A 24,081-nucleotide genomic window follows, 5' to 3' on the forward strand; every position below is an offset into this window, starting at 1 on the left:
GCCATCACAGCCATCATGCGAAAGCTCATCATCCTCGCAAACGCACTACTCAGGGACAATCGGACCTGGACACCATCTCTCCCTTGACCAACACGGATACTCTGGCGCAGCTCGGAACTCTGTAAGCCGTCCGTAAGTCGCGGTCTGGGAACCTCGGCTCGTCGATCAAAACCGATCGCCGGAGGCCTGAAGCCCCCGATACCAACACTCACAGGAAGGAAAAGGTCATGCCGTATACTGCCAGAGCAACTTCGAGAGTGCGTGCCGGCACCATCCGGGCTGGAGCCACAAGACTTTCCGACCAGCTCAGGATCGGGCCTTGGTCGCTCCTCTCGCCCGAAGCTGTCATACAGCAAAAGTACAACTCCCTTGGAGGCGCCGGCTTCGCCGAGATCGACAGGAAGGACACTGGAAAAGCCTGGTATCTCAAGAATGGCTCATGCATTTGTTACAACGATGCCATGCACGACGCCTTTGAGATCCATGGCGAAATCTACAGGAAGTGGATTGCGCTTGGCGGTCTCGCGTGGGGCATTCCCTGCACCGACGAAACCGGAACTCCCGACGGCGTCGGCCGATACAATCACTTCAACAACAATACCGCTTCGATCTACTGGACACCGAATACCGGTGCTCAAGCGATTTGGGGGGCAATTCGCGGCAAATGGGCAGCAATGGGCTGGGAGCGCTCGGTTCTCGGCTATCCGGTCACCGACGAAACCGGAACTCCCGACGGCGTCGGGCGCTACAACCATTTTGCCAATGCCGGCTCGATCTACTGGACACCGAACACAGGAGCCAACGTGGTGTACGGTGACATCCGCAAGAAGTGGGAGAGCCTGGGCTGGGAACAGTCATATCTGGGATATCCCACGACCGACGAGACCGAATTTGCCGATGGTGGCCGTGCCAATCTGTTTGAAAACGGCGGCATATACTGGTGGCCCGACACCGGCGCGATCGACCTTCGAGATGTCGTCGTCCACTATACCGGCCTCCATTGCTTCGGCGAGACCGACTGGGATCAGGGATCGAGTGCGGACGAACCCTATGCCATCGTCAGCGTGACAACGCCGCAGATCGCCGACACCAAGCGCAGCCAGGTCTATGGCGACGTCGATGCCGGAGATACAAGACCCGACCTTATGGAAATCTATCGAGGCAAGCCTTACGGCATCAATATCGGCACGGTGCTGATGGAAAACGATTTTGGCGACCCCAACAAATACAAGGACGAGGTGCAGAAGATCGTCATGGGCGTCCATACGGCGGGCACGCTCGCTTTGGGCCTCATTCCGGTGGCAGGACCTATCATTGCCGCGATAGCCGGCCCGGCCCTGGGATCCTTGATGCCATCGATCGGCGGCGCCATCAGCGATCTCTTCGATTGGGGCGATGACAGGATCGGGAGCGCGACAGTAACCATCTCCGCAAAGCAGATGGTGTTGCTCGCTGCACGCACGAACAATACTACCTTCAGCGGGATTGGATTCAAGGTGGAAACGCCCCTGATTTCCGGCGATGGGGCTTCCTACAAAGCCTATTTTGGCTTTGTGCCTGCCTAGGCCAATCGCCCTGGCAAAAAAGCTTGCCGGGACAATCAACTTACCAGCCCCGCCTTCCGTTGGCGGGGCTGCCAGTTCGCGACAGAGAGTTTTATTGCCCTGGTACCTCTGCACAGAGGATTTGATGGGTTAGCTGGGCTCTGGGTAGGCTTTCGGGTTCGACGAGCAGTTCGATATTGCGCGCGAGGCCGGATTGCCTGCGGATCAATCCGCTGAGCGCCGCCTCCAGGCCTATCTCCACGAAGCGCTTGGTGCGGTAGACCGTGGAGCCGCCGACCACCACCGTGGCGGCGATGGCCTCGTCGCCCAGGCCGGCATTGGCAGCGAGCAGGATCCGGGCCCGCTTGGAGCTGACCGAGCACGAACAGATGTCGCGCGAGACTCGCGGTTGCCAAATGGCGGAAGCAATCTCCACGAGGCGCTGGCCACGAAGCGGAATCATGGAACTGTTTGCCCGTGCCGTCATGGCGAGAGTGTTAGCGCAATCGCTGTCACCGGAAGCGCGCGCTTATGTGCCGTGCTGGAATGTACATGAAGAATCCGCGTTCGCGCGGCCTCGTCGATTTCCTTGCCTTCGAGGAAATCGTCGATTTGTTCATAGGTGACGCCATATGCATCCTCGTCAGGACGAAGCGGGACAAGGTTCTCCAGGTCGGCGGTCGGGGTCTTGTCGACGAGTTCGGGCGGAGCGCCCAGATGCGCGGCCAAGGCTCGCACCCTGCGTTTGTTTAGCCCCGAAAGAGGAAGGATATCGGCGGCGCCGTCGCCGAACTTGGTGAAGAAGCCCATCAGTGCCTCGGCCGCATGGTCGGTGCCGATGACCAGTCCTCGGCTGGCACCGGCGAGCGCGAACTGGGCAATCATGCGCTGACGCGCCTTGATGTTGCCAAGCAAGAAATCCTCGCGGCCGGCGTCGCCGAACTCGACACCAGCCCGCTTGATCGAATCCAGCATTGCGTCGGCAGCCGGCTTGATGTCGACCCGGCACACTTCGTCCGCCCCTATGGTGTCCAAAGCCCGCTGGGCGTCGCTCTCGTCGGCCTGGTTGCCATACGGGAGCCGAACGGCCAGGAATTTGGCGTCATATCCAGCCGTTCGCAGTTCTTCGACGGCTCGTTGAGCCAGAAGGGCCGCGACGAGTGAATCCACCCCGCCGCTGATCCCCAGCACATAGGTGCTGAGGCCCGATGCACGCAGATACGTGCCGAGAAAGTCGATACGCCGGCGTGCTTCCAGCGCGACGTCAACACTGGGAGCGACGCCCAACGCGTTGATAATCATTTCCTGTTCGGTCATTGGCAGTGGGTGCTCCTGATATCACAGCATTCCGTCTAGTAGCTCTGCACAGAGGATTCGGCGGGTTCGATGGGTTGTAGCGTGGGTAGGATATTGGGTTCGACGAGCAGTTCAATGCTGCGCGCGAGGCCGGGTCGCCTGCGGATCAATCCGGCCCGCTCGAGGATGAGCACCATCTTATGGACAGAAGGCGCGGTGACACCGACCTTGCATAAGGTCAAGGTCACCGAGCGCGCAGCACAAGACTTTGCCACTGCATGCGCGACCTCCTCGATATTCATTACCCCCAGCCCGACCGCGTCAGGGTGGTGCTCGTTAGTCTGCCGACCCACACGCCGCGCTCTATCAGGCCCTGCCGGCGTCAGAGGCGCGACGCATCCTGCGACGGCTGGAGTTCCATGACACGTCCAAACACGTGAGCCGGCTCAACATGGTCGAGATCGAGATCGGCATCCTGCGCAGCCAGTGCCTCGACCGCCGCATCGAAAGTCGCGACAGCCTGTTTGCCGAGATCGCCGCTTGGGAAAACCAGCGAGGCGCCAGCGGCGCCCGCATCAACGGGATGTTCTCGACCGAACAGGCCCGCCTCAAATTGGCCAAAGCCTATCCTATCCAAAGCCCACCGCCAACGAGTCATAATCCCTGTGCAGAGCCACTAGTAGTCGTCGCAAGGCGCGGTCCGGATGCGGCAGCGGCCGATCAGCATAGCGGGCAAGCTGTCGTTGCCTACCCCCGCACAGCCCGTAGCGCCGCCATGAACGCGGCTCCTTCGGCCGGAACGATGGAGACCGCATTAAGTGCAGTCACCTTAACGACGCGAACGGCCAACGGGGCCGAGCGGGATCGGCGGAAACCGGATCAGGCGGTGCGCAACCCGACGCCATGACAGCCGACATCAATCAGGATGGAAAGAGAACGGTGACAAGAGCGGCATGCATCACACCAGCCCGCGCTTGGCCATCATCGCTTCCGGGGAAGGCATCTTGCCGCGGAAGGCGGTGTAGAGTTCTTCGGGGTCCTTTGAACCGCCGGCGGCGTAGATGTTCTTGCGCAGCCGCTCGGCCAGCGCCGGATTGAAGGGATCGCCTGTTTCCTCGAAGGCGGCGAACGCGTCGGCGTCGAGCACTTCCGACCACATGTAGGAGTAATAGCCGGCAGAATAGCCATCGCCGGCGAAGATATGGCCGAAATGCGGGGTGCGGTGACGCATGGCAATGGTGTCAGGCATGTCGAGCTTTTCGAGCGTCTCGGCTTCGAAACGAAGCGCCTGTTCCGGTGCATCCGGCCGGGCGTGGTAGGCCATGTCGACCAACGCCGAGGCGGTGAACTCGACGGTGGCGAAGCCGGCGCCGAAGGTGCGTGCCGCCAGCATCTTGTCGACCAGCGCCTTTGGCATCGGCTTGCCGGTCTTAATATGCAGCGCATGCTTTTCCAGCACCGCCGGCACCGTCAGCCAGTGTTCATAGAGCTGCGACGGCAGCTCGACGAAATCGCGGCTGACCGAGGTGCCAGCGACCGATGGCCAGGTAACGTCGGTCAGCATGCCGTGCAGCGCGTGACCGAATTCGTGGAACAGGGTCTTGGCCTCGTCGACCGACAGCAAGGCTGCCTCGCCGGCCGGCGGCTTGGCGAAATTCATGATGTTGTAGATGACCGGCTTGGAGCCAGGACCAAGCTTGTAGCCGGATTTCAGCGCGCTCATCCATGCGCCGGAGCGCTTCGAGGGTCGCGCGAAATAATCGGCGAGGAACAGGCCGCGCTCGCTGCCGTCGGCATTCTTCACCACGAAAACACGGGCGTCCGGATGCCAGGTGGCAATGCCCTTCTTTTCTTCGAAAGAAATGCCGAACAATCGTGTTGCCACGTCGAAACAGGCGTCGATGATGCGGTCTAGCTGCAGATACGGCTTCAGCTCGGCCTCGTCGAAGGCGAATTTCTCTGCGCGCAGCTTCTCCTGATAGAAGCGCCAGTCCCAGGCAGCGAATTTCTCGTTGCTGCCGGCCTCGGCCGCCAGCCGCTGCAATTCGGCCTGGTCGCTTGCGGCCTTTTCCACCGCCTTTTCCCAGACCGGATCGAGCAGCGCGTGCACCGCCTCCGGCGTCTTGGCCATGGTATCGTCGAGCTTCAATGCGGCATAGGAAGGATAGCCGAGCAGCTTCGCCTTCTCGGCGCGCAGGCGCAGCATGTCGCGCACCACTTCCGTGTTGTCGGTAGCGCCGCCATTCTGGCCTCGCATGATGAAGGCGCGGAACGCTGTCTCGCGCAGGTCGCGGCGTTCTGAGAAGGTCGAGAACGGCTCGTAGATCGAACGCGACAAAGTGACGGCGTAGTGGCCCTTCTGGCCGCGCATCTCGGCGGCTTCCGCCATCGAGCTTTTCAGGAATTCCGGCAGGCCGGCAAGATCGGCCTCGTCGAGGAACAGCGCCCAGTCGCGCTCGTCGGCAAGCACGTTCTGGCCGAAATTGGTGCCGAGCGACGACAATTCCTCGTTGATCGAGGCGAGCCGCTTCTTGCCTTCGGCGTCGAGCCTGGCGCCGGAGCGGACGAAGTTTTTCCAGGTCTTTTCCAGTACGCGCAGCGTTTCGGCATCGAGCTTCAGAGTCTCGCGGCGTTGATAGAGATCGTCGATGCGGGCAAAGAGGCGCTCGTTCATCGAGATCGCCGAGAAATGCCGCGACATCTTCGGCGAAATGTCGCGCTCCAGCGCCTGGATTGCCTCGTTGGTGTGGGCGCCAGCGCGGCACCAGAAGATCGACGAGACATGGTCGAGAGCCTCGCCGGCGAGTTCGAGCGCGGCAAGTGTATTGTCGATGGTCGGCGTCCCGGTGTTGCCGGCAATCGCCTCGATCTCGGCCTCATGCGCCTTCAGGGCCGCGTCGAAGACCGGAGAAAAATCGCCGTCGCCGATGCGCGTGAAATCGGGCAGGCCGAGCGGCCCTTGCCATGCGGTCAGCGGATGGGCGGCGAGGTCGACGGTGGACGGCATGGGCAAACTTTCGCTGAGTGGCGGGAGAAGCGGATCGTCACCGATGTAAGGCGCCGGCCGGTTGCGCGCAACAGCGGGTCCCGTTCATGGTTCCGTCAGTAGCCGTCGCAGTTTTCGGCGATCGCGGCTTGCGAACTGGCGGTGATCTGGTCGTTGGCGACTGCAAAGGTCTCCTGCATCAGCATGTCGTTGCTGGGAAAATCATAGCAGGCGATCACAGTGGTGACGCCGCCCTCCGTCTTCTCGATCCGGTGGCGGATTTCGGCCCCGGCGACGGCGCCCTGCCACTCGGCGATCGAGGCGATGAATTCCTGCTTGCTTTGCACGACGCCGAGGTCGTCGAGCTTGATGCGGACGTTGTCGGCGAGCAGGTCCGACAATTCGGTGCGGTCGGCGATCAGTAGTGCCGAATACCAGCGGTCGATGATCGCGCTATCATCGGCGCGGGCGACAGTTATCGGGCACAGCAGTGCCGCCGCCGCGAACGCGATCCGAGCTCGCACCATGCCTCGTCTCCTACTCCGTCTCCGGCCGCTCGAAATCGCCGGTTTCCTTGTTCATCACCCAAAGCTCGCCGGTCGAAATATCGAACCAGGCACCGTGCAGCGACAGTCGCCCCTTGCCTTCGAGGATCGAAACACAAGGGAAGGTACGCAGATTGGCGATGGAATACCGGATCGAGATGCGCTCCAGCGCCGTCTGGCGCTCGGTCGCGGTCATGAAGGTGCTGGACGATACGGTCTCGGCCGCGGGCGCGATCAGGCTCATCCACTTGCCGATGAAATCGCCCGGCGACAAGGGTGCGGCCGTGGTGTCGAGTGCCGCGCGGATGCCGCCGCAGCGGCCGTGGCCCATCACCACGATGTTCTTGACCTTGAGGCTCTGCACGGCAAATTCGAGCGCCGCCGATGTCGAGTGGAACTGATCGTCTGGCGCATAGGGTGGCACCAGATTGCCGACATTGCGCAGCACGAACAGCTCGCCCGGCCCGGCATCGAAGATCGCTTCGGGCGCGGCCCGCGAATCGCAGCAGGCGACGATCATCGTTTCCGGTGCCTGGCCCTCTCGCGCCAGCGAGCGATAACGGCCGCTTTCGGTGAGATAGCGGCCGCTCATGAAACTGCGGTAGCCGGTGAGAAGATGCTCGGGAAGATGGGGCATGGGCAGCGGTGGGAGCCTTTCCGGGTTGAAGGCAGCTCGGTTCAATCCCGAAAGGCTCTAGCGCATCGGCCCGAAAATCGGAACCGATTTTCGGAAAGCGGGATGGCGTGGTTTCGACGTGCCAGCCCGTGTTTTGACACGGGTGAACGAACGCCGCCATTAATCGGCCTCAGAACCGCAGATTGGCGGTTCGACTATTCCGCGATGTCCAGCAGGGTCGATATCAGCAGCCGGCGCTCTTCGGCGGAGAGAATGTCCGAATCGAACAGGTTCATGCTGCGAAGCCCTTCGATGGCGAGATAGCAGACCAGTAGCGCTTTGAGGTTCGGCGTCTCCTGCTTCAGCCGCTCGAACAGCTGCCGCCTGAACGATTTTATCGGCGTCAGGAAATCGGGATCCTCGGCAATCGCCGAAAATATCCAGGATGCCGACGGTTTCGATTCCTCGGCATGCTCGGCCGACAGCTTGATGTAAGTTGCAAGCGGGCTTTCGCCGTTGACGCCGGCCGTGCGGGCGGACTCCAGGGCCTGCTCGAAGGCGCGCAGGTAATCCTCCACCAGCGCCTGCATCAATTTCGCCTTGGTCGGGAAATTGTAGAGAAGACCGCCCTTCGACACGCCGGCACGGCTGGCGACCGCATCCAGCGACAGGCTGCCAGGACCCGTCTCGCGCGCCACGGCGGCGGCGGCGGCGAGGATCTTCTCGCGCGAATTTGCTCTGCGGGCCTTCATCAAGCGTTCCCCATTCATTAGCTTAGGCGGAATTGACAAGACCGTCCAGACGGTACAGTAAGATCGCCGTCATTTGAAATTGGGACCAGGCACAGGTATGTGTTCCGGTCATCCGACCGTTATGCTGGGCCGTGGCCGAGGGACTGTTCGTGATCAAGCGCTTCATCATCGCCTTCATTCTGCTCGTGCTGGTGTGCGGCGGCATCGTCGGCTTCAACCTGTTTCGCGACAATGCGATCAAACAGTTCTTCGCCACCATGAAGCCGCCGGCCGCGACCGTGTCGACGGTCATCGTCAAACCGATGTCCTGGACGCCCGGCATCGAGGCGATCGGCACTGTCAGTGCCGTACGCGGCGTCGACCTGACGGTCGAAACCGCGGGCATCGTCAAGGACATCCTGTTCCATGCCAATCAAAAGGTCGCCGCCAACGCCGTGCTGCTGCAGCTCGACGATGAAGTCGAGCGAGCCGACCTCGTGGCATCGAAGGCGCAAGCCACCTCCGACCAGACGACGCTGATGCGCGCTCTTGAGCTGCAGAAGCGCGGGGTCGGCACCGACGCTACGCTCGACACGGCGCAGGCAGCGGCATCGGTCTCCGCCGCGCAGGTAAACAAGCTGCAAGCGGTGCTCGACCAAAAGCAGTTGACGGCCCCTTTCAAGGGTACCGTCGGTATTCCGAAAATCGACCTTGGCCAGTATCTCACACCCGGCACCGCCGTGGTGACCTTGCAGGACATGGATACGATGCGTGTCGATTTCACCGTGCCGGAGCAGCAGCTTCCGCAGCTGAAGATCGGACAGACGGTACGGCTCGGCGTCGGCGGCGACGACATGCCGTTCGCCGGCAGCATCCGCGGCATCGATCCGAAGATCGATCCGACCAGCCGGCTGGTGACGGTGAGGGCGGAGGTCGGCAATCCCGAAGGCAAGCTGACGCCCGGCCAGTTCGTCCAGGTGCGCGTCGAACTGCCCGAGGAGAACGACGTGCTGGCGCTGCCGCAGACAGCGCTGACTTCCAGCCTGTACGGCGACTTCGTCTTCGTGGTGCGGCCGGCCAAATCCGCCGAAGCCAACGGCGCGGCGCCCGAGGCAAAGCCGGAAGAAAAGCCGGCTGCAGATGCTGCCAAGCCCGCGGCCGAAGCACCCGCGGCAAAACCCGACGAAAAGCCGGCTGCTACCCCAGCCAAACCGGCAGAGGAAGCCAAGCCGGCAGCGGAAAAACAGAAGCCGCAGCTCGTGCTAGCCCAGGTGTTCGTCAAGCCAGGCCGCCGCAACGCCGGCCTGGTCGAGATTCTGGAGGGCATCGCGCCCGGCGACGAAGTCGTTACCGCCGGCCAGAACCGGCTCTCCAACGGAATGTCCGTTGCCGTCGACAACACGATCGATCCGAGCAAGCCAGGGAACCAGCAGGCAGCCCAGCAATGAGCTTTTCCGACCTCTTCATCCGCCGCCCGGTCCTTTCGACCGTGCTTGCCTGCATGATCCTGCTTCTGGGTTTTCAGGGAATCTTCAACCTTTCGATCCGGCAGTATCCAGAGGTTGAAGAAACGGCCATCACCATCACCACGGCCTATCCCGGCGCCAGTGCCGACCTGATCCAGGGGTTCATTTCCGCGCCGATCGCGCGTGCCGTCGCTTCGACCGAAAACATCGATTATGTCACGTCGTCGAGCCGGCCGTCCTCCAGCACCGTGACAGTGCAGATGAAGCTCGGCTCCGACCCCGACGTCGCGCTGAACGAAGTCTTGTCGAAGGTTCAGAGCGTTCGCGGCGATCTACCGGACGAAACCAAAGACCCGGTGATCGTCAAGGGCACCGGCCAGCAGTTCGCGATGATGTACATCTCGATGCAGAACCCGAACATGACGCCGGAACAGCTCACCGAATATATCGAGCGCGTCGTGCGGCCGCGTATCTCGACGGTCGAAGGCGTCGCCGACGTGCAGATCTTCGGCGCAGCCGAATATTCGATGCGGGTCTGGATCGACCCGATCAAACTGGCGGCGCGCGGCGTGACCGCGGCGGAAGTGCTGGCCGCCATCAACGAATCGAATTTCCTTTCCGCGCCCGGCGACACCGAAAACGAATATGTGGTTTCTTCGATCACCGTTCGCTCTACGCTGCAGACCCCGGAGGCTTTCGCCGCCCTTCCACTCCGGTCGAAGGACGGCAATGTGGTGAGATTGCGCGACGTGGCCCGCGTCGAACTCGCCGCGGCGAACACCGACACCAGGGTCAGCTTCAACGGCAAGCCCGGCATCTTTCTCGCTATCTTTCCGACGCCGGCCGCCAATCCGCTGACCACCGCGGCGGCAATCCACAAGATTGTGCCGACCATCCAGGAGACGCTGCCGCTCGGCATGACGATGGAGATCGTCTACGATTCAACCGAGCAGATCAGTGCGTCGATCGAGGAGGTGTTCAAGACCATCGGCGAGGCGGTCGCCATCGTCATCGTTGTTATCCTGCTCTTCCTCGGCTCGTTCCGCTCGGTGCTGATGCCGATCGTGACCATTCCGCTGTCGCTGATCGGCGTCTGTTTCCTGCTGTTTTCGGTGGGCTATTCGATCAATCTTTTGTCGCTGCTGGCCATGGTGCTGGCGATCGGACTTGTCGTCGACGATGCCATCGTGGTGGTGGAAAACATCCACCGCCACATGGAGGAAGACGGCTTGTCGCCGATGCAGGCGGCGTTCAACGGCATGCGCGAGATCTCGTCCGCCGTCGTCGCCATGACGATAACTTTGGCCGCCGTGTTCGCGCCGCTGGCCTTCACCGGCGGCCTGACAGGCGCACTATTTCGCGAATTCGCGGTGACGCTTGCCGGCTCGGTGGTGCTTTCGGGTGTCGTCGCCCTCACCATCACACCGATGATGTCGGCACGTATCCTGAGGTCCGGCTCGCACAGCCGCTTCCAGCGCATTGTCGACAATACGTTCGGGCGCGTCGAACACATCTATGAGCGGCTCGTCACCGGTTCGTTGAACTATCGCCCGGTGACGCTGATGATCGTCCTCGCGCTGGTCGCCACGACCGGTTTCATGTTCACCAAGACCGCGAGCGAACTGGCGCCGGAAGAGGACCAGGGTTTCCTGCTTTCGCTGGTGACCGCGCCGCGGTACGCGACGTCGGACTATACCGAAACCTACGTCAATCAGATACTCGGCCTGGTCAAGGATCTGCCTGAGACGCGGGCACAGTTCTCCGCGGTCGCCTTCGGTGGTGGCCAGACAAACAGCGCTTTCGTCGGCTTTGCGTTCAAGGACTGGGCTGACCGCACGCGCAACTCGAAGGAAATCCAGCAAGACATTACGGGCCGCCTGAGCAAGGTGGCGGGCGTCGAAGCTTTCGTCTTCGCGCCGCCGACGCTGCCCGGCTCCGGCGGCGGCCTGCCGATAACGATGGTCGTGCGCTCGACCGGCGACGCCTCGCAGGTGTACGAGGCGGCCGAAGACATCAAGAACAAGGCGCAGGCCTCCGGCCGCTTCATCGTCGTGCAGAATTCGATGACCTTCGACGCGCCGCAAGTGACGGTGACGATCGACCGCGATCGCGCCGCCGCGCTCAACCTGCCGATAGCCGACATCGGCCGGACGCTGACGCTCCTGGTCGGTGGCGCCGAAGTGGCGCAATTCGACCGCGAATCCAACAGCTACGACATCATTCCGCAGGTGCCGCAGGAATTCCGCGACAATCCCGAAAAACTGGGCGAGTATTTCGTGCGCAGCGTATCGGGCGAGATGGTGCCGCTCTCGGCGGTGGTGAAGATCTCGACCAACGCGTCGCCGGCCGCCATCGAGCAGTTCAACCAGCTCAACTCGGCGACGATCTCTGCCTTGCCGCGGCCCGGCATCACCACCGGGGATGGGCTACAGGCGATCGAGGACATTGCCAAGCAGAGCCTGCCCGACACCTTCTTCATCGACTATACCGGTCAATCGCGGCAGGAGAAGGAACAGGGCTACACGATCATCATCGCCTTCGCGGCGGCGGTGCTCGTCATCTATCTGGTGCTGGCGGCGCAATTCGAAAGTTTCCGCGATCCGCTGATCATCATGATGGCGGTGCCGCTGTCCATCTTCGGCGCGATCGTGCCGCTTAATGTCGGGCTCGGCACGCTCAACATCTACACGCAGGTCGGCTTGATCACGCTGATCGGCCTGATCACCAAGCACGGCATCCTTCTGGTCGAGTTCGCCAACCAGCAGCGTGAAATGCACGGCATGCGGCGGCGCGATGCGATCATCGCCTCGGCCAGGGTGCGGCTGCGGCCGATCCTGATGACGACGGCGGCGATGGCGCTCGGCGTGGTGCCGCTGATCATCTCCAGCGGCGCTGGTGCCGCGGCACGCTATTCGATGGGCCTAGTGATCTTCACCGGCATCCTGGTCGGAACCATGTTCACGCTGTTCGTGGTGCCGATGTTCTACACCTTTATCGCCAGCAAGGACCTGCCGCATCACGCCGAAAAGCCGGATCCGAAGCTGATGCCGGTAATGCCGGATTAGACTGCGCTAATTTCCGGCCCTTTCCTGGGAGCGACGAGAAGCATCGCTCATTTAACGATGACGATGCTGGTGTTGGCCGGGCCGAAGACCTCGACGAGCTGGTAGAAATCGGCGGCGTTGTCCGGATGCAGACGCACGCAGCCATGCGAGGCCGGCTGGCCGAGGCGCTTGATGGCGCTTGTCGCATGTACGGCGTAGCCGCCGCTGAAGAACACCGAATGCGGCATCGGGGCGTTGTCGTATTTCTTCGAGTACCACATTTCATGCATGCGGGTCGGCTTGAACGAACCGGTCGGCGTGACGTGCGTCCTGTCGCCGGTCGAGACCTTCCAGGCGAATGTCGGCCGGCCGTCGACCAGGATTTCCATGGTCTGCTGTGACAGTGATACACGCGCGACGATCTTGTTGGCGGCGGCGTGGGCCGCGCCGTTGCCGGCACTGACAAGCAAGGCAGTACCGGTGATGACGGCGGCAATGTTGATGAGCTTGGCGGAAATGGCAGTGTACATGATGTCTCCCCTATTCTGCCGGTCGGGGCCGGCTCAATTCGATGACCGGCTTATCGGGGCGTCATGTTTCAAGCCGATTTCGCTAGATGCTCGTTTGTGTTTCGATTCTGTTTCCCCTGGTTAACAGAAAAGGTCCGTGCAAAGCAGCTTGCAGTTGCACGACGTCGTCATGACGGTGGCGTGTTTGCCTAGACGGATCGGCCAAACCGCGGCACGAATACGCGATTGCCTTTCGTTTGATAGGAATTCACCTGACTCCGAAACCGAGCTGCAACAAAGCGCAGCCTCGGCGGCATGATCCGGATACAGCGAACAGGCAAAGTTGACCTAACGAAAACAGCGGTCAACGAACGATCGGAAGCCAACACTGTTTTCGCTACGGTCTGGATTGGTCTGGACAGTTTCCAGCCTGCGCGTCGACCGGCTCAAGCCCCTCTGGCGGGGGCGGCTTAGGGCCGTTGAGGATGCGCGGCGCCTCCGGCAACTTGCAGCCGAGAGGACCGAAGGCCCGCGCCGCAACGGGGGGCTCCGCTGGCGGCGCGGGCGCTTCGGGGGTTCCCCTGAAGTGCCCGTAAATTCCAATTTTGAGGAACGAACAGGATGAAAACGAAATTGGCCGCTTCGGTGCTTTCCGCGCTGCTTTACGTCCAGGGGCTGCTCGGCATTGCCGGCCTCGCCACCGTGCTGCTGAAGGAACGTGCCCATGCCGGCGAGGTCAGCACGAACAGTGACATGCCGTCCGGCCCGTCGCTTCTCGTGGTGCGCTGAAGAGCATCGGACCCCAAGGTGGAAACCGGTTTTGGGAAAATCCGATGCTCAAGACAAAAGGGTGGCCGTCCTGCCTTCAATCGGCGAATTGCGTCGGCGGATCGAACCGGTAGCCCGCACCCCGTATGGTGGTGATGGTTTCGGTATCGAGCTTGCGGCGCAGCCGCACGATGCGCGAATCGATCGACCGATCGAAGGCTTCGGCATTTTCGGCGGGCGCGGCGGCGATGATGTCGTCCCGCGTCAGCACCTTGCGCGGGCTGGCCAGGAACAGCCTGAGCAGCGCCACCTGCCCGGGGGACAGCTGTTCTTCCGTGCCCGAGCGGTGCATGACGATGGCCGATCGGAGATCGACGGTCGCGTTCTCCAGCACGATCAGTTCCCCGGCGCTCCTGCCGCGCCGAGCCAGAAGGCCGCCGACGCGAGCGGCAAGCTCCCTGACATTGAGCGGGCTTTCGACGACGTCGGCGGCGCCGAGTTCGAGCGCCAGAACCTTGTCGACCAGATCGGCCGGGCGGCAGATCAGGATGAAATCCGGTCCACCTTCGCCGCCATGTCGCCTGAGCAGGTCGCGCCCCTCTGCCTGGCTGACGCTGTCGCCGACAACCACGACATCGATACCCTTTTCCGAAAGCAGCGATTCGGCCTCCCACGGCTGTCGCGCCGCGCGGACGTCATGACCGCGCCGCTCGAGATGATCGGCGAGATCGGTCGCAATTACTTCAGCGACGGAAACAAGCGCGATAACGGATCGTGCAGCCATGTTTTTCTACCCCGCATACGGCAACCCAAGAAGAGTGCTGGACATCATGTTTATACCCAATCTACTTTCCGCTGAAAGCGGGAGCGAAAGCATCGTGCGGGCACGAATTGTCATTGTCGAGGACGAGCCCGACCTGAGGGATGCGGTCGCCGAGTATCTCGGCGCCAGCGGCTATGATGTGGCCACGGCCGAAAGTGCGGCGGCGGCGCGCGACCTTTTGGAAACCCAGTCCTTCCATCTGGCCATTCTCGACATCGCCATGCCGGGCGAGGACGGCCTGTCGCTCGGCCGCTGGATGCGGTCGAAAATGCCGATCGGCATCATCTATGCGACGGCGGCCGGTACCGCGCTGGACCGCATCGTCGGACTGGAGCTCGGCGCTGACGACTACATCGTCAAGCCTTACGAATTGCGCGAAGTGCTGGCCAGGGTGCGCAGCGTGCTGCGCCGCGTTCCGGAGCCGACCGAGCCACAAAAGGCCAAGGCTGAAACATCCGGCGGCCGCCGGTCCGTGAGCTTCGGACCCTTTCACGCCGATCTCGACGGCAGGCTCGTCACCGGCGCCAACGGCGCGGTCATCGACATGGCCAAGAGCGAGTTCGACGTGCTGGAGGTGTTCCTGACGCGCGCCAACCGGCTGTTGACGCGGGCGGCGATCTCCGAGGCGATCGGTTTCGTCGAGGACCCGGAATCGTCCCGCGCCGTCGACATCCGCATCATGCGGCTGAGAAAGAAGATCGAGGCGGATCCGGCCAATCCGAAATTCCTGCGCACGGTGCGCGGCGAAGGCTATATCTTCTCGCTGCCAGTCGGGGAGAACAACTAAGGCCCGGCGGCTTGAGCAAGCCACGGCCAGGAAATGACGGCTGACCATGACGGCTGAAACAACACGCGCGGACATGCAGGGCGCCAGGCAGGGCGCGGCGATGGCGGCCGTGCATGTGGTTCGCCGGCTGCGCGAAGCCGGCGACTGGCAACGCGAAATGGAGGGTATTCTCCAGACGCTTTGCGAAGCCATGGATTGTCACCGCGGCATCCTGTTTCGCCTGCGCGAACTGCCCGGCCAGGGCTTCGCCCAGTCGGTCGCCGCTTATTGGATCGCCCCCCGGTTTGGCGGCGAGCTGGCATCACCTACCGTCATCGTGCAGTCGGTCGTCGATTCGGACCCATTGCTGGAACGGCTGGCGGAGGACGAGCGTCAAGGCAAGATCTTCGCCGGGCACACACGCGATCTCGAAGGCTTTCTGCGGACCGATTTCGAAAAGCAGAACATCAAGTCGTTCCTGTCGGTGTCGGTCTTTTCGCACGGCAATTTGTGGGGCACGCTGGCGGTCAACGACTGCGTCAACGAACGCGAATGGACCGACCAGGAAGAGGCGGCGCTGCACATGGTGGCACTCGCGATCGGCGATGCCATCGAACGATCGCCCTCCGACGCGCATGCCAGTGACGTCATTCGCCGCACCATGCTGCAGGCCTCGCTCGACGCCATCATCGTCATCGACGAGACCGGCTCGATCATCGAATTCAATCCGGCCGCCGAGAAGATGTTCGGCTATCGGCGCAGCGATATCCTCGGCAAGGACCTGCTCGACACGGTCGTGCCGGAATATTACCGCAAGGGCTATGCGTCCGGCGCCGAATACATGTCGGGCCGCGGCGCGCCGATGGTCGGCCAGCGGCTCGAAACGGTCACCCAGAACGCCGCCGGCGAGGTTTTTCCGATCGAGCTGACGGCAACCGAGATGCGGGTCGCCGATCGCCAGCTGATCTTCGGCTCTATCCGCGACCTGCGCGACAGATTGCGCGCCGAGGAGGAAATCAACCGCCAGCGCGAAAAACTGCACCAGAACGAGAAGATGGCGGCGATGGGCTCGCTGCTTGCCGGCGTTTCGCACGAGCTCAACAACCCGCTGGCCGTGGTCGTCGCCCAGTCGACGCTGCTGCATGAATTCGCCGCCGATCCGCAGACCAAGGTGCGCGCCGAAAAGGTGCGTGCCGCTGCCGAGCGCTGCGGCCGTATCGTCAAGAGCTTCCTGTCGATGGTCCGCCTGCACCCGGCCGCACAGGCCGAAACCGACCTCAACCAGGTGATCCGCGCCGCACTCGAAGTGACCGCCTATGGCGCACGGTCGAGCGGCATCATCATCGACACCGATTTCGCCAGCGGCCCGCTGCTGGCCATGGCAGATGCCGACCACGTCACGCAGGTGGCCGCCAACTTCCTCATCAACAGCCAGCACGCCTTGGCCGGCGTTGCCGGCGACCGCCGGATCAAGGTCCGGACGTTTCGCAGCGACCGCGGCAATCCCGGGTTCTCGGTCGAGGACAACGGACCAGGCGTGCCGGAAGCGATACGTTCACGCATATTCGAATCCTATTTCACCACCAAGCCGGTCGGTGTCGGTACCGGCATCGGCCTGTCGATCTCGAAATCGATCATCGAGCGGCACAATGGCAATATCTGGTTCGAGGAGGTTTCGCCGAGAGGTGTGCGTTTTGTCGTGCAGCTGCCGGCGATCGCGGCCGGCGCGGCCGCCGCCGGCGAAGCTCCGTCGCGGTCGAGCGGCTTGCGTCACGCGCTGATCATAGACGATGAGCCGGATGTCGCCGCGTCGCTGTCCGACATTCTGGAGTTGATGGGCATCAAGTCGCGGATCGTGCCGGCCTGGGTCTCGGCCGCCGCGACGCTGAGCGGCCATGTGCCGCCGGACATCGTGTTTTCCGATTTGCGCATGCCCGGCACCAGCGGCATAGCCGCCTATCGCGAGCTACTCGCCGAATTGCCGGGTCTGGCGCAGCGCTTCGTGCTTGTCACCGGCGATCTGATCGGCGCGAAAGGCGAGATCGAGGCGCTACCGGCGCCGCAGCGGCCGCCAATCCTCGAAAAGCCGTTCAGCACGCTGGATGTGCGCGGCGTGCTCTCGGCCATTGCCGAGCAGGCGGCTCTGGGCGGCTAGACTCCGAGATCTCTCCCGGAAGAAAAAGGCTCCCGGCCGACATTGCGGCGGGAGCCTGACTGGAGTGCTGGAGGGCGCTCGCAAAAAATCAAAAAACGTTCGGCGTATCGGCCAGTGGTGCGGCGTTGGCGATCATGCGGACCGGCCGTGCCTTGCCCGACTGGGCGGCGATGACGCGCAGGCAGTCCAGGCTCTCGGCGCCCCAGGCCTGCCCCTTGCAGGCAAAATCGATCTCCGGAATCGGCAGGCGCGCCGTCTTGGTGGTGGTCGTCGCGCCATCGATGAGGTTGGCCGGCGGGTTCAGTGAGGCGAAGGCCGGACCGACGGTCGGCGTCAACGCCATGCCGGCAAATGCGGCAGCCGCCAGCAGCATGAACATCGCCATTGGATGATCACTGGCGCGCTGGCGCAGCGCCAGCTTCGGGCGCCGGTCGTTACGCTGGGGACCCTGCTGGCGAAGGTCGGTATCGGTGATCTGGATTTTCGTACGCATCGTCGTTTCCTTCGGTCTTCTTCTTTTCTCTGTTGAAACGAACTTAATCGCACCTTGTAACCGGCCAACGATGATGGATTAACGATTGTGTAACCGGCATGAAACCAAGCCCGCGGCCATTCCTGGGCAAACCGATCCGGCGTAGCTGGCAGCACCGGTGGCATTCTGTGCTCGTTTTCCGCTACCCACGGCACCAGATCCACGTCGCCTTTCCAGGCCCACAGAGCGTCGGGCGCTCAACAACTGTAAGGGGATTAACGTCTGGAATTCCCGGGATTTTCCCGACTTCGATCATTCGGACTGGGCTCTCGAATCCCGTTCGATTTCCCGTCAAGAATTCGCCCCATTTTCCCAAGCCATTGCATTTCAATGGAAAATATGCTTTTATTGAACGAGCATTCAATAAATAAAGAGCCTTTTATGAACCCGCATCTGCGTGACGTGGCAATCCCCAACGATTGGGATCGGCGGGGGCTGCCGGGCTGGAGCTATCATTCCGACGCCTTGCTCGAACTCGAGAAAGAGCACGTCTTCCGCAACCATTGGCAGATCGCCGGCCATGTCTGCGACGTGCCGAACGCCGGCGACTATCTGACGATGGATGTGGTCGGCGAGCGGGCGCTGATCGTGCGCGGCAAGGATGGCGTTGTGCGCGCCTTCAACAATATGTGCCGCCACCGCGGCAGTCGCGTCGTTGCCGACAGCCAGGGCACTTGCAAGAATGCGCTGGTCTGCCCCTTTCATGGCTGGGTCTACAATCTCGACGGCACGCTGCGCGGTGCTGCCCGCCCCCGTTCCTTCCCCGACCTCGACAAGACCGAATTCGGCCTGATGCCGCTCGAGCTCGAAATCTGGATGGGCTTCATCTTCATCCGCTTCCGCAAGGGTGGGCCGCAGCCATCGGTGGCCGAGCTGTTGAAGCCGATCGAAGCCGAGATTGCCCATTACGGCGTCGCCGAGATGGTGCCGTCCTGGGGCATCTGGACCCAAAGGACGCCGGTCAACTGGAAGTCGGTGCGCGATGTCGACAATGAAGGCTACCATGTCGCCATGGCGCATCCGGCGCTGCAGGACCTTTACGGTGCGACCTATTTCGACGAGCCGTTCGTCAACGGCGTGTCGCGCTCGTTCGCCACCTACAATCCGCATGCCGGACGGCGCTGGAGCGTCGCGCAGTACATCAAGCTCGCACCCGAGGCGAAGCACCTGCCGGAACACCTGCGCAAGGCCTGGATCTACTACGGCATCTTCCCGAACAACGTGCTGTCGCTCATGCCGGAATCGGTGCAGTTCTATCAGGAATTTCCGCTGTCGACGGGTGAGACGCTGCTGCGCGGCGCCATCTACCGCTATCGCGACGAGACCCGGGAACAGGCGGCAGCCCGCTACCTATCCTACCGCATCGACCGCGACACGCTGGCCGAGGATGTACAGCTTTCGATATGGTCCAACGAATCCATGCTGTCCGAAGCCTTCGGAGGTTTTTACCTCTCCGATCTCGAATATGGCGTGCGCACCCACCACGACCATTTGCGTAAGCAAGTTCCCGTGCTCGGATTGGAGACCGCGCCCGAGGAGAAGGATATGTGGGCACTCAACGAGGCGCTCAGATCACGCTCCTGACGCCCCGGTCCTCAGGCCCAAATGGCGACCGGAATGCCGAAACGATCGGCGAGCGGCGGATCCGGAAATGGCATTGCCTTGCCTCTGACGATGCGTCCGGCAACCACCATCATCGCCGCGGCGTCGAGGAAATCGTCGGCGGCCGCGCCGCGCGGCGGCGTCTGGTCGAGAAAATTTTGGCTATAACCATGCTGGGCAAGCAGCGCCTTGCGTTCGGCCATGCCGGCCGGATTGATGTTGCCCCTGATCTTCTTCGGCAGGCGCATAGCGCGGTCGCCGTTCAGTTTGCAGAAGGCAACTTCCGGATGCGATTCGAAGACGCGGCTGCGCAGTTCGGGCCGCGCGATCAGCAGCGAATCGATCTCGCGGATCTTGGCGAAGATGCCGAAGGCCTGGATCGAGACACCGCGCGGCGGATCTGAGGTTGTCCTGGCCACCTCGCTTGCCTTGCGATGTGCGGCGTACCAGGCATCGACCGTGGTGAAGGCTTCGACCTCGGCGTAAAGCGCGGCGCGGGAGGGGATGGCAAAGACACTGGACTGCCGGGCCCCGAGCAGCGGCCGCACCAGCGCCTCCGGGCCGCGACCGCCTCGTTGCGAGAAATCGGGCAGGCCGATTGGCATATCGACCGCTACCAACGAGTCGGCGGGCAGTCGGTCGAGCAACGCCGCGAAGCTCGGGAAAACGGCTGTCGACGGTGCCGCACCGGGATCGCGGCGGACGGCTATCCAGCCGGCCTTGCAACCGTCGACGCCGACAAGCACAACACCCCAGGGCATAACATCGTCGGGCGCAACATCCTCGGGCGCATCATCCTGGGGCACGGCGTCTTCGGCCTGCGTCACGCCCGGCGGTCCCGTTCCGGATGCAGCAGATGGCGAAGCTGCACCATCGCCATCGGGTGCGACAGGCTCTGGGCATCGGTCTCGAGCTGCAACTCGTCGCCGCCGCGCTTGGCGGTCCGCGCCAGGATCTCGTAGACCGCCGCCGTGGTCGATTGCAGCGCCTTGGCGGCCGGCTGGCCGGACAGGATCCGCGCCAGGTAGACGGCAGCCGTCAGGTCGCCGAGCCCATTCGGCGGCTTGTCGATGAGCCGGTGTTCGGCAAGCAGTGCCTCTCTGCCGGCGAGCAGCAAATTGCCGGTGCCGCCGGCCATCATCGCCGGCGCCGATGTGACCAGCATGGCCGGTGGGCCGGCCTGCAGGGCTGCAGCCATTGCCGATTTCAAGTCGGGCAGCGGCGCTCCGGCCATCCATTCCAGCTCGTAGCGGTTGGGCGTGGCGATATCGGCGATCGGCATCAGCCGGTCGCGCATGGCGATTGCGGTCGGCTCAGGTACGTAGAGCCCGCCCGAATCGCCCATCACCGGATCGCAGATATAGAGGGCGTCCGGCGTCTTCGCCTTGACCGCGCCGACCAGCGAAGCGACGGCTTCGGCCTGGCCAGCCTCGCCGAGATAGCCGGACAGCACGGCGCCGACCTCGCCCAGCCACGGCGCGCGCTCGAGGTCGGCCATCAGCGCCTTGAACTGGTCCAGCGGCGGCACAATGCGGGTGGCCCGGCCATGGCCCGGATGCCAGGGCAGGATGACGGTCGGTACCGCCCAAACCGGAAAGCCGAGCGTCTCCAGCGCAAAGACAGCGGCACGGTTGCCGACCGAGCCACGGGCGACATGACTGGAGACGACGATGACCGCGCGCGGCGCGTCGGTTTTTTCGGCACTCATTGATTTTTCCTAACTGCCCCTGGTGACGAAAAGCACGAGCCAGATCAACAGGCCGATGGCAATAAGCAAGCCCGCTGCCCGACCGATGCGGGTGCCCCAATATTCGATCGGGTCCGACCGGTCGGCATCGGCCGCAGTGACGTGGTCGCGCGCGCCTTTAGTCGTTCGTGCAAGGAACGAGGTGCCCCCCGGCTCGGTCTCGCGCGCCACCCGTTCGATGATGCGGCGCGATTCCGCGTCGCTGTCGTGGCGTTTCGCCATGGTGATGTCCCGTTTTATGCCGAGCTTAACCCGTTCGCCTCGTCTGTCACAGGGCCCGACGGCGAATGGCAGAAACCAGTAACACTTCTCGGCCGAAGTCATTTTCTTACGCAAGGATTGTGCTAATGCTTCGCCTGCCAATGCTATCGAGGGGACTTATCATGCTTGCCCAGCGCCTTTCTTCGCCGCCAATCTTCCGTAATTTAGCTGCGTTCCTGGTTATGGCCGTCATGCTGCCGCTGCTTGCCGGCTGCGGCTACAACACCATTCCAACAGCTGAGGAAAACGCCAAGGCCGCATGGAGCGAGGTGTTGAATCAATACCAGCGCCGCGCCGATCTCATCCCCAATCTGGTCAACACGGTCAAGGGCTACGCGGCGCACGAGAAGGACACGCTCGATGCCGTGGTCGAAGCGCGCGCCAAGGCGACGCAGGTGACCGTGACGCCGGAAACGCTGAACAATCCGGAAGCCTTCAAGAAATTCCAGGACAGCCAGGCCGGCCTGACCAGCGCGCTGTCGCGCCTGCTGGCGGTGGTGGAGAACTATCCCGATCTCAAGGCCAACCAGAACTTTCTGGCGCTGCAAGCACAACTCGAAGGCACCGAGAACCGGATCACGGTCGCCCGCCGCGACTATATCCAGGCAGTGAGAGAGTACAATCTGACGCTGAGGACCTTCCCGTCGGTGATCTGGGCGACCTTGTGGTTCCGCGGCAACCAGCCGTTTGCGAATTTCACCATCGAGGAGGACAAGATGCAGCCGCCGAAGGTCGATTTCGGCACCAACACCACGCAAGGCGGGTGAACGGCGCCTGTTGAGCCTGGGCCTGTTGGCCTTGTATTCCGTCGCGCCCCCCTCTGTCCTGCCGGACATCTCCCCCACTTGGGGGGAGATTGGCAGCTCTTGCCAAGGCGGCCAATCACCGACCTTGGGAGTTGGCGAAAGCGGTCGCGATAGTCGATCTTCCCCCAAGTGGGGGAGATGTCCGGGAGGACAGAGGGGGGCGCGACGAAGTGCAAACCTGACGCTTCTGAGCGTCACTTTGCTTCTTCTTTGCCTTGGTCTGTTCCTCCCGCTCACCGCCCTTGCCGCCGCACTGCCGGCACTGACCGGACGGGTCGTCGACAATGCCGGCATCATCGATGCCGCGACCGAGGCGGCGCTGACGCGGAAGCTTGCCGAGTTCGAGACCAAAGGGTCCGACCAGATCGTCGTCGCGACCATCCCCAGCCTCGACGGCGAGGAGATCGAGCCTTACGCCAACCGGCTGTTCCGCGCCTGGAAACTGGGCCAGGCGAAGGAGAACAACGGCGTCCTGCTTCTGGTGGCGCCGAACGACCGCAAGATGCGCATCGAAGTCGGCTATGGGCTGGAAGGCACGCTGACCGACCTGCACACCAAGCTGATCATCGAAAACGACATGGTGCCGGCCTTCCGTGCCGGCGATTTCTCAGGCGGCATCAGCAAGGCCGTCGACGACATGATCATGGTGCTGGAAGGCAATCCCGAAGAGCTGGAGGCGCGCGGCGAACGCAACCAGCAGCCGCCGTTCAACAGCGACGATCTGTTCTTCACGATCTTCATAGCCATCTGGGCAATCATCTTTTTCGGCGGCCTCGCAGCCTCCATCCTGCCGCCGATCTTCGGCCAGAAGATCGGTCCCGGCCGCTATCGCTGGCTGGGCATGACCTTCGAGCCAAACCGGCGGTCGTCCGGCGGCTGGTCGGGAGGTTCCGGCGGGGGATGGTCGTCGGGTTCAAGCGGTGGCGGGTTTTCCGGCGGCGGCGGTTCGTCCGGCGGCGGCGGCTCCTCGGGAAGTTGGTGACGAGATGACAAGACACGCCATCAGCCCGGTGGAATCCGGCCGTTTCATCAAAATGATCGGCACCGCGCTGTTGCCCATGGCGGTGCTGCTGGTCGGCTTCGCGGCCTTCGCCGCCGCACTGCCGGCGCTGACCGGACGGGTCGTCGACAACGCCGGCATCATCGATGCCGCGACCGAGACGGCGCTGACGCAGAAGCTTGCCGAGTTCGAGACCAAAGGGTCCGACCAGATCGTCGTCGCGACCATCCCCAGCCTCGACGGCGAGGAGATCGAGCCTTACGCCAACCGGCTGTTCCGCGCCTGGAAACTGGGCCAGGCGAAGGAGAACAACGGCGTGCTTTTGCTGGTGGCGCCGAACGACCGCAAGATGCGCATCGAGGTCGGCTATGGGCTGGAAGGCACGCTGACCGACCTGCATACCAAGCTGATCATCGAAAACGACATGGTGCCGGCCTTCCGTGCCGGCGATTTCTCAGGCGGCATCAGCAAGGCCGTCGACGACATGATCATGGTGCTGGAAGGCAATCCCGAAGAGCTGGAGGCGCGCGGCAAGCGCAATCCGGCGAATGACAATCCTGTCGATCCCATCTTCATGCTGTTCATTGTCCTGTGGGCGACGATGTTCTTCGGCGGCTTGGCAATGGCGTTCCTGCCGCCGATCTTCGGCACGAAGCTGTCGCCGGGCGTGTACAAGTGGCTGGGCATGACGTTTCGCTACGGCCGTGGGCCAGCTTCGTCATCTTCCGGCGGCGGTAGCTGGACGTCCGGGACCTCGTCAGGCAGTGGCTGGTCGTCTGGAAGTTCCGGCAGCGGTTGGTCGTCCGGAAGTTCGGGCGGCGGGTTTTCAGGCGGCGGCGGCTCGTCCGGCGGCGGCGGTTCTTCAGGAAGCTGGTGAGACATCA

At 62.8% G+C, this 24,081-nt stretch carries 22 protein-coding genes and 2 pseudogenes; 11 read left to right on the forward strand and 13 right to left on the reverse strand.

Features of this window, described 5'->3' with window-relative positions:
* Positions 1 to 227: 227 nt before the first annotated feature.
* Positions 228 to 1,565 (forward strand): LGFP repeat-containing protein, encoded by a 1,338-nt coding sequence (locus tag NKH93_RS28045; RefSeq protein WP_352470728.1) that lies wholly within the window; start codon positions 228 to 230, stop codon positions 1,563 to 1,565.
* Positions 1,566 to 1,776: 211 nt separating this feature from the next.
* On the opposite strand, the pseudogene NKH93_RS28050 reads toward NKH93_RS28045, so the two are convergent.
* The 3 genes and pseudogenes from NKH93_RS28050 to NKH93_RS28060 all read right to left on the reverse strand — a co-directional run.
* A pseudogene (locus tag NKH93_RS28050) lies at positions 1,777 to 1,911 on the reverse strand (IS630 family transposase); the annotation flags it as partial.
* 116 nt (positions 1,912 to 2,027) lie between these two features.
* A complete protein-coding gene (gene nadE, locus NKH93_RS28055; protein ID WP_352500802.1) occupies positions 2,028 to 2,861 on the reverse strand; it encodes an NAD(+) synthase in 834 nt (277 codons plus the stop codon).
* A 35-nt stretch (positions 2,862 to 2,896) separates the two neighbouring features.
* Complete coding sequence (locus NKH93_RS28060) at positions 2,897 to 3,088, reverse strand: hypothetical protein (protein WP_352470727.1); 192 nt, start codon at positions 3,086 to 3,088, stop codon at positions 2,897 to 2,899.
* Here NKH93_RS28060 and NKH93_RS28065 point away from each other — a divergent pair.
* Positions 3,075 to 3,471, forward strand: a pseudogene (locus tag NKH93_RS28065) (transposase); the annotation flags it as partial. The gene NKH93_RS28060 and the pseudogene NKH93_RS28065 sit on opposite strands and share 14 nt — an antisense overlap.
* A gap of 327 nt (positions 3,472 to 3,798) precedes the next feature.
* Here the strand turns inward: NKH93_RS28065 and NKH93_RS28070 are convergent.
* From NKH93_RS28070 to NKH93_RS28085, 4 genes are all read right to left on the reverse strand, one after another.
* Positions 3,799 to 5,853 (reverse strand): M3 family metallopeptidase, encoded by a 2,055-nt coding sequence (locus tag NKH93_RS28070; RefSeq protein ID WP_352767472.1) that lies wholly within the window; start codon positions 5,851 to 5,853, stop codon positions 3,799 to 3,801.
* Positions 5,854 to 5,942: 89 nt separating this feature from the next.
* Complete coding sequence (locus tag NKH93_RS28075) at positions 5,943 to 6,353, reverse strand: nuclear transport factor 2 family protein (RefSeq protein WP_352470724.1); 411 nt, start codon at positions 6,351 to 6,353, stop codon at positions 5,943 to 5,945.
* A gap of 10 nt (positions 6,354 to 6,363) precedes the next feature.
* Complete coding sequence (locus tag NKH93_RS28080; protein WP_352451260.1) at positions 6,364 to 7,008, reverse strand: carbonic anhydrase; 645 nt, start codon at positions 7,006 to 7,008, stop codon at positions 6,364 to 6,366.
* Positions 7,009 to 7,202: 194 nt separating this feature from the next.
* Entirely contained in the window at positions 7,203 to 7,739 is a 537-nt protein-coding gene (locus tag NKH93_RS28085; RefSeq protein WP_352683701.1) for a TetR/AcrR family transcriptional regulator, read from the reverse strand.
* 149 nt (positions 7,740 to 7,888) lie between these two features.
* On the opposite strand from NKH93_RS28085, the gene NKH93_RS28090 reads away from it, so the two are divergent.
* Both NKH93_RS28090 and NKH93_RS28095 read left to right on the forward strand, forming a co-directional pair.
* Entirely contained in the window at positions 7,889 to 9,166 is a 1,278-nt protein-coding gene (locus tag NKH93_RS28090) for an efflux RND transporter periplasmic adaptor subunit (protein ID WP_502896506.1), read from the forward strand.
* Entirely contained in the window at positions 9,163 to 12,249 is a 3,087-nt protein-coding gene (locus NKH93_RS28095) for an efflux RND transporter permease subunit (protein WP_352973670.1), read from the forward strand. Before NKH93_RS28090 ends, NKH93_RS28095 begins: the two co-directional genes overlap by 4 nt.
* A gap of 47 nt (positions 12,250 to 12,296) precedes the next feature.
* Here the strand turns inward: NKH93_RS28095 and NKH93_RS28100 are convergent, their stop codons facing one another.
* A complete protein-coding gene (locus NKH93_RS28100) occupies positions 12,297 to 12,758 on the reverse strand; it encodes a L,D-transpeptidase (protein ID WP_352973671.1) in 462 nt (153 codons plus the stop codon).
* Between the two features lie 600 nt (positions 12,759 to 13,358).
* On the opposite strand from NKH93_RS28100, the gene NKH93_RS28105 reads away from it, so the two are divergent.
* Positions 13,359 to 13,526 (forward strand): hypothetical protein, encoded by a 168-nt coding sequence (locus tag NKH93_RS28105; protein ID WP_352973672.1) that lies wholly within the window; start codon positions 13,359 to 13,361, stop codon positions 13,524 to 13,526.
* A gap of 76 nt (positions 13,527 to 13,602) precedes the next feature.
* Here the strand turns inward: NKH93_RS28105 and NKH93_RS28110 are convergent, their stop codons facing one another.
* A complete protein-coding gene (locus NKH93_RS28110; RefSeq protein WP_292663715.1) occupies positions 13,603 to 14,289 on the reverse strand; it encodes a response regulator transcription factor in 687 nt (228 codons plus the stop codon).
* Positions 14,290 to 14,335: 46 nt separating this feature from the next.
* Here NKH93_RS28110 and NKH93_RS28115 point away from each other — a divergent pair, with 46 nt between their 5' ends.
* Positions 14,336 to 15,115 carry a response regulator gene (locus tag NKH93_RS28115; RefSeq protein WP_198023578.1) on the forward strand — a complete coding sequence of 260 codons (780 nt, stop codon included), beginning with the start codon at positions 14,336 to 14,338 and terminating at the stop codon, positions 15,113 to 15,115.
* A 46-nt stretch (positions 15,116 to 15,161) separates the two neighbouring features.
* Positions 15,162 to 17,249, forward strand: a complete 2,088-nt coding sequence (locus NKH93_RS28120; RefSeq protein ID WP_352973673.1) for a PAS domain S-box protein — start codon at positions 15,162 to 15,164, stop codon at positions 17,247 to 17,249.
* Between the two features lie 88 nt (positions 17,250 to 17,337).
* Here the strand turns inward: NKH93_RS28120 and NKH93_RS28125 are convergent, their stop codons facing one another.
* A complete protein-coding gene (locus NKH93_RS28125) occupies positions 17,338 to 17,742 on the reverse strand; it encodes a hypothetical protein (protein ID WP_352973674.1) in 405 nt (134 codons plus the stop codon).
* Positions 17,743 to 18,162: 420 nt separating this feature from the next.
* Here NKH93_RS28125 and NKH93_RS28130 point away from each other — a divergent pair, with 420 nt between their 5' ends.
* Complete coding sequence (locus NKH93_RS28130) at positions 18,163 to 19,365, forward strand: aromatic ring-hydroxylating oxygenase subunit alpha (protein WP_352920568.1); 1,203 nt, start codon at positions 18,163 to 18,165, stop codon at positions 19,363 to 19,365.
* 11 nt (positions 19,366 to 19,376) lie between these two features.
* Here NKH93_RS28130 and NKH93_RS28135 read toward each other — a convergent pair whose 3' ends face one another.
* From NKH93_RS28135 to NKH93_RS28145, 3 genes are all read right to left on the reverse strand, one after another.
* Entirely contained in the window at positions 19,377 to 20,144 is a 768-nt protein-coding gene (locus tag NKH93_RS28135; RefSeq protein ID WP_352973695.1) for a DUF429 domain-containing protein, read from the reverse strand.
* Positions 20,145 to 20,206: 62 nt separating this feature from the next.
* Positions 20,207 to 21,091, reverse strand: a complete 885-nt coding sequence (pdxY, locus tag NKH93_RS28140; protein WP_352470715.1) for a pyridoxal kinase PdxY — start codon at positions 21,089 to 21,091, stop codon at positions 20,207 to 20,209.
* Between the two features lie 9 nt (positions 21,092 to 21,100).
* Positions 21,101 to 21,352, reverse strand: coding sequence for a hypothetical protein (locus tag NKH93_RS28145; protein WP_352701295.1), 252 nt, complete (start codon positions 21,350 to 21,352; stop codon positions 21,101 to 21,103).
* 161 nt (positions 21,353 to 21,513) lie between these two features.
* On the opposite strand from NKH93_RS28145, the gene NKH93_RS28150 reads away from it, so the two are divergent.
* The 3 genes from NKH93_RS28150 to NKH93_RS28160 all read left to right on the forward strand — a co-directional run bounded on the left by NKH93_RS28150 (position 21,514) and on the right by NKH93_RS28160 (position 24,074).
* The gene (locus NKH93_RS28150; protein ID WP_352470713.1) at positions 21,514 to 22,158 is read left to right on the forward strand and encodes a LemA family protein; all 645 of its coding nucleotides are present in this window, start codon (positions 21,514 to 21,516) and stop codon (positions 22,156 to 22,158) included.
* A 226-nt stretch (positions 22,159 to 22,384) separates the two neighbouring features.
* Positions 22,385 to 23,179: a TPM domain-containing protein gene (locus NKH93_RS28155; protein WP_502896507.1), complete on the forward strand. Its 795-nt coding sequence runs from the start codon at positions 22,385 to 22,387 to the stop codon at positions 23,177 to 23,179.
* 52 nt (positions 23,180 to 23,231) lie between these two features.
* Positions 23,232 to 24,074, forward strand: a complete 843-nt coding sequence (locus NKH93_RS28160) for a TPM domain-containing protein (protein ID WP_502896508.1) — start codon at positions 23,232 to 23,234, stop codon at positions 24,072 to 24,074.
* Positions 24,075 to 24,081: the final 7 nt, after the last annotated feature.

The organism is Mesorhizobium sp. M0954 (genome assembly GCF_040319155.1).
Lineage (GTDB): Bacteria > Pseudomonadota > Alphaproteobacteria > Rhizobiales > Rhizobiaceae > Mesorhizobium.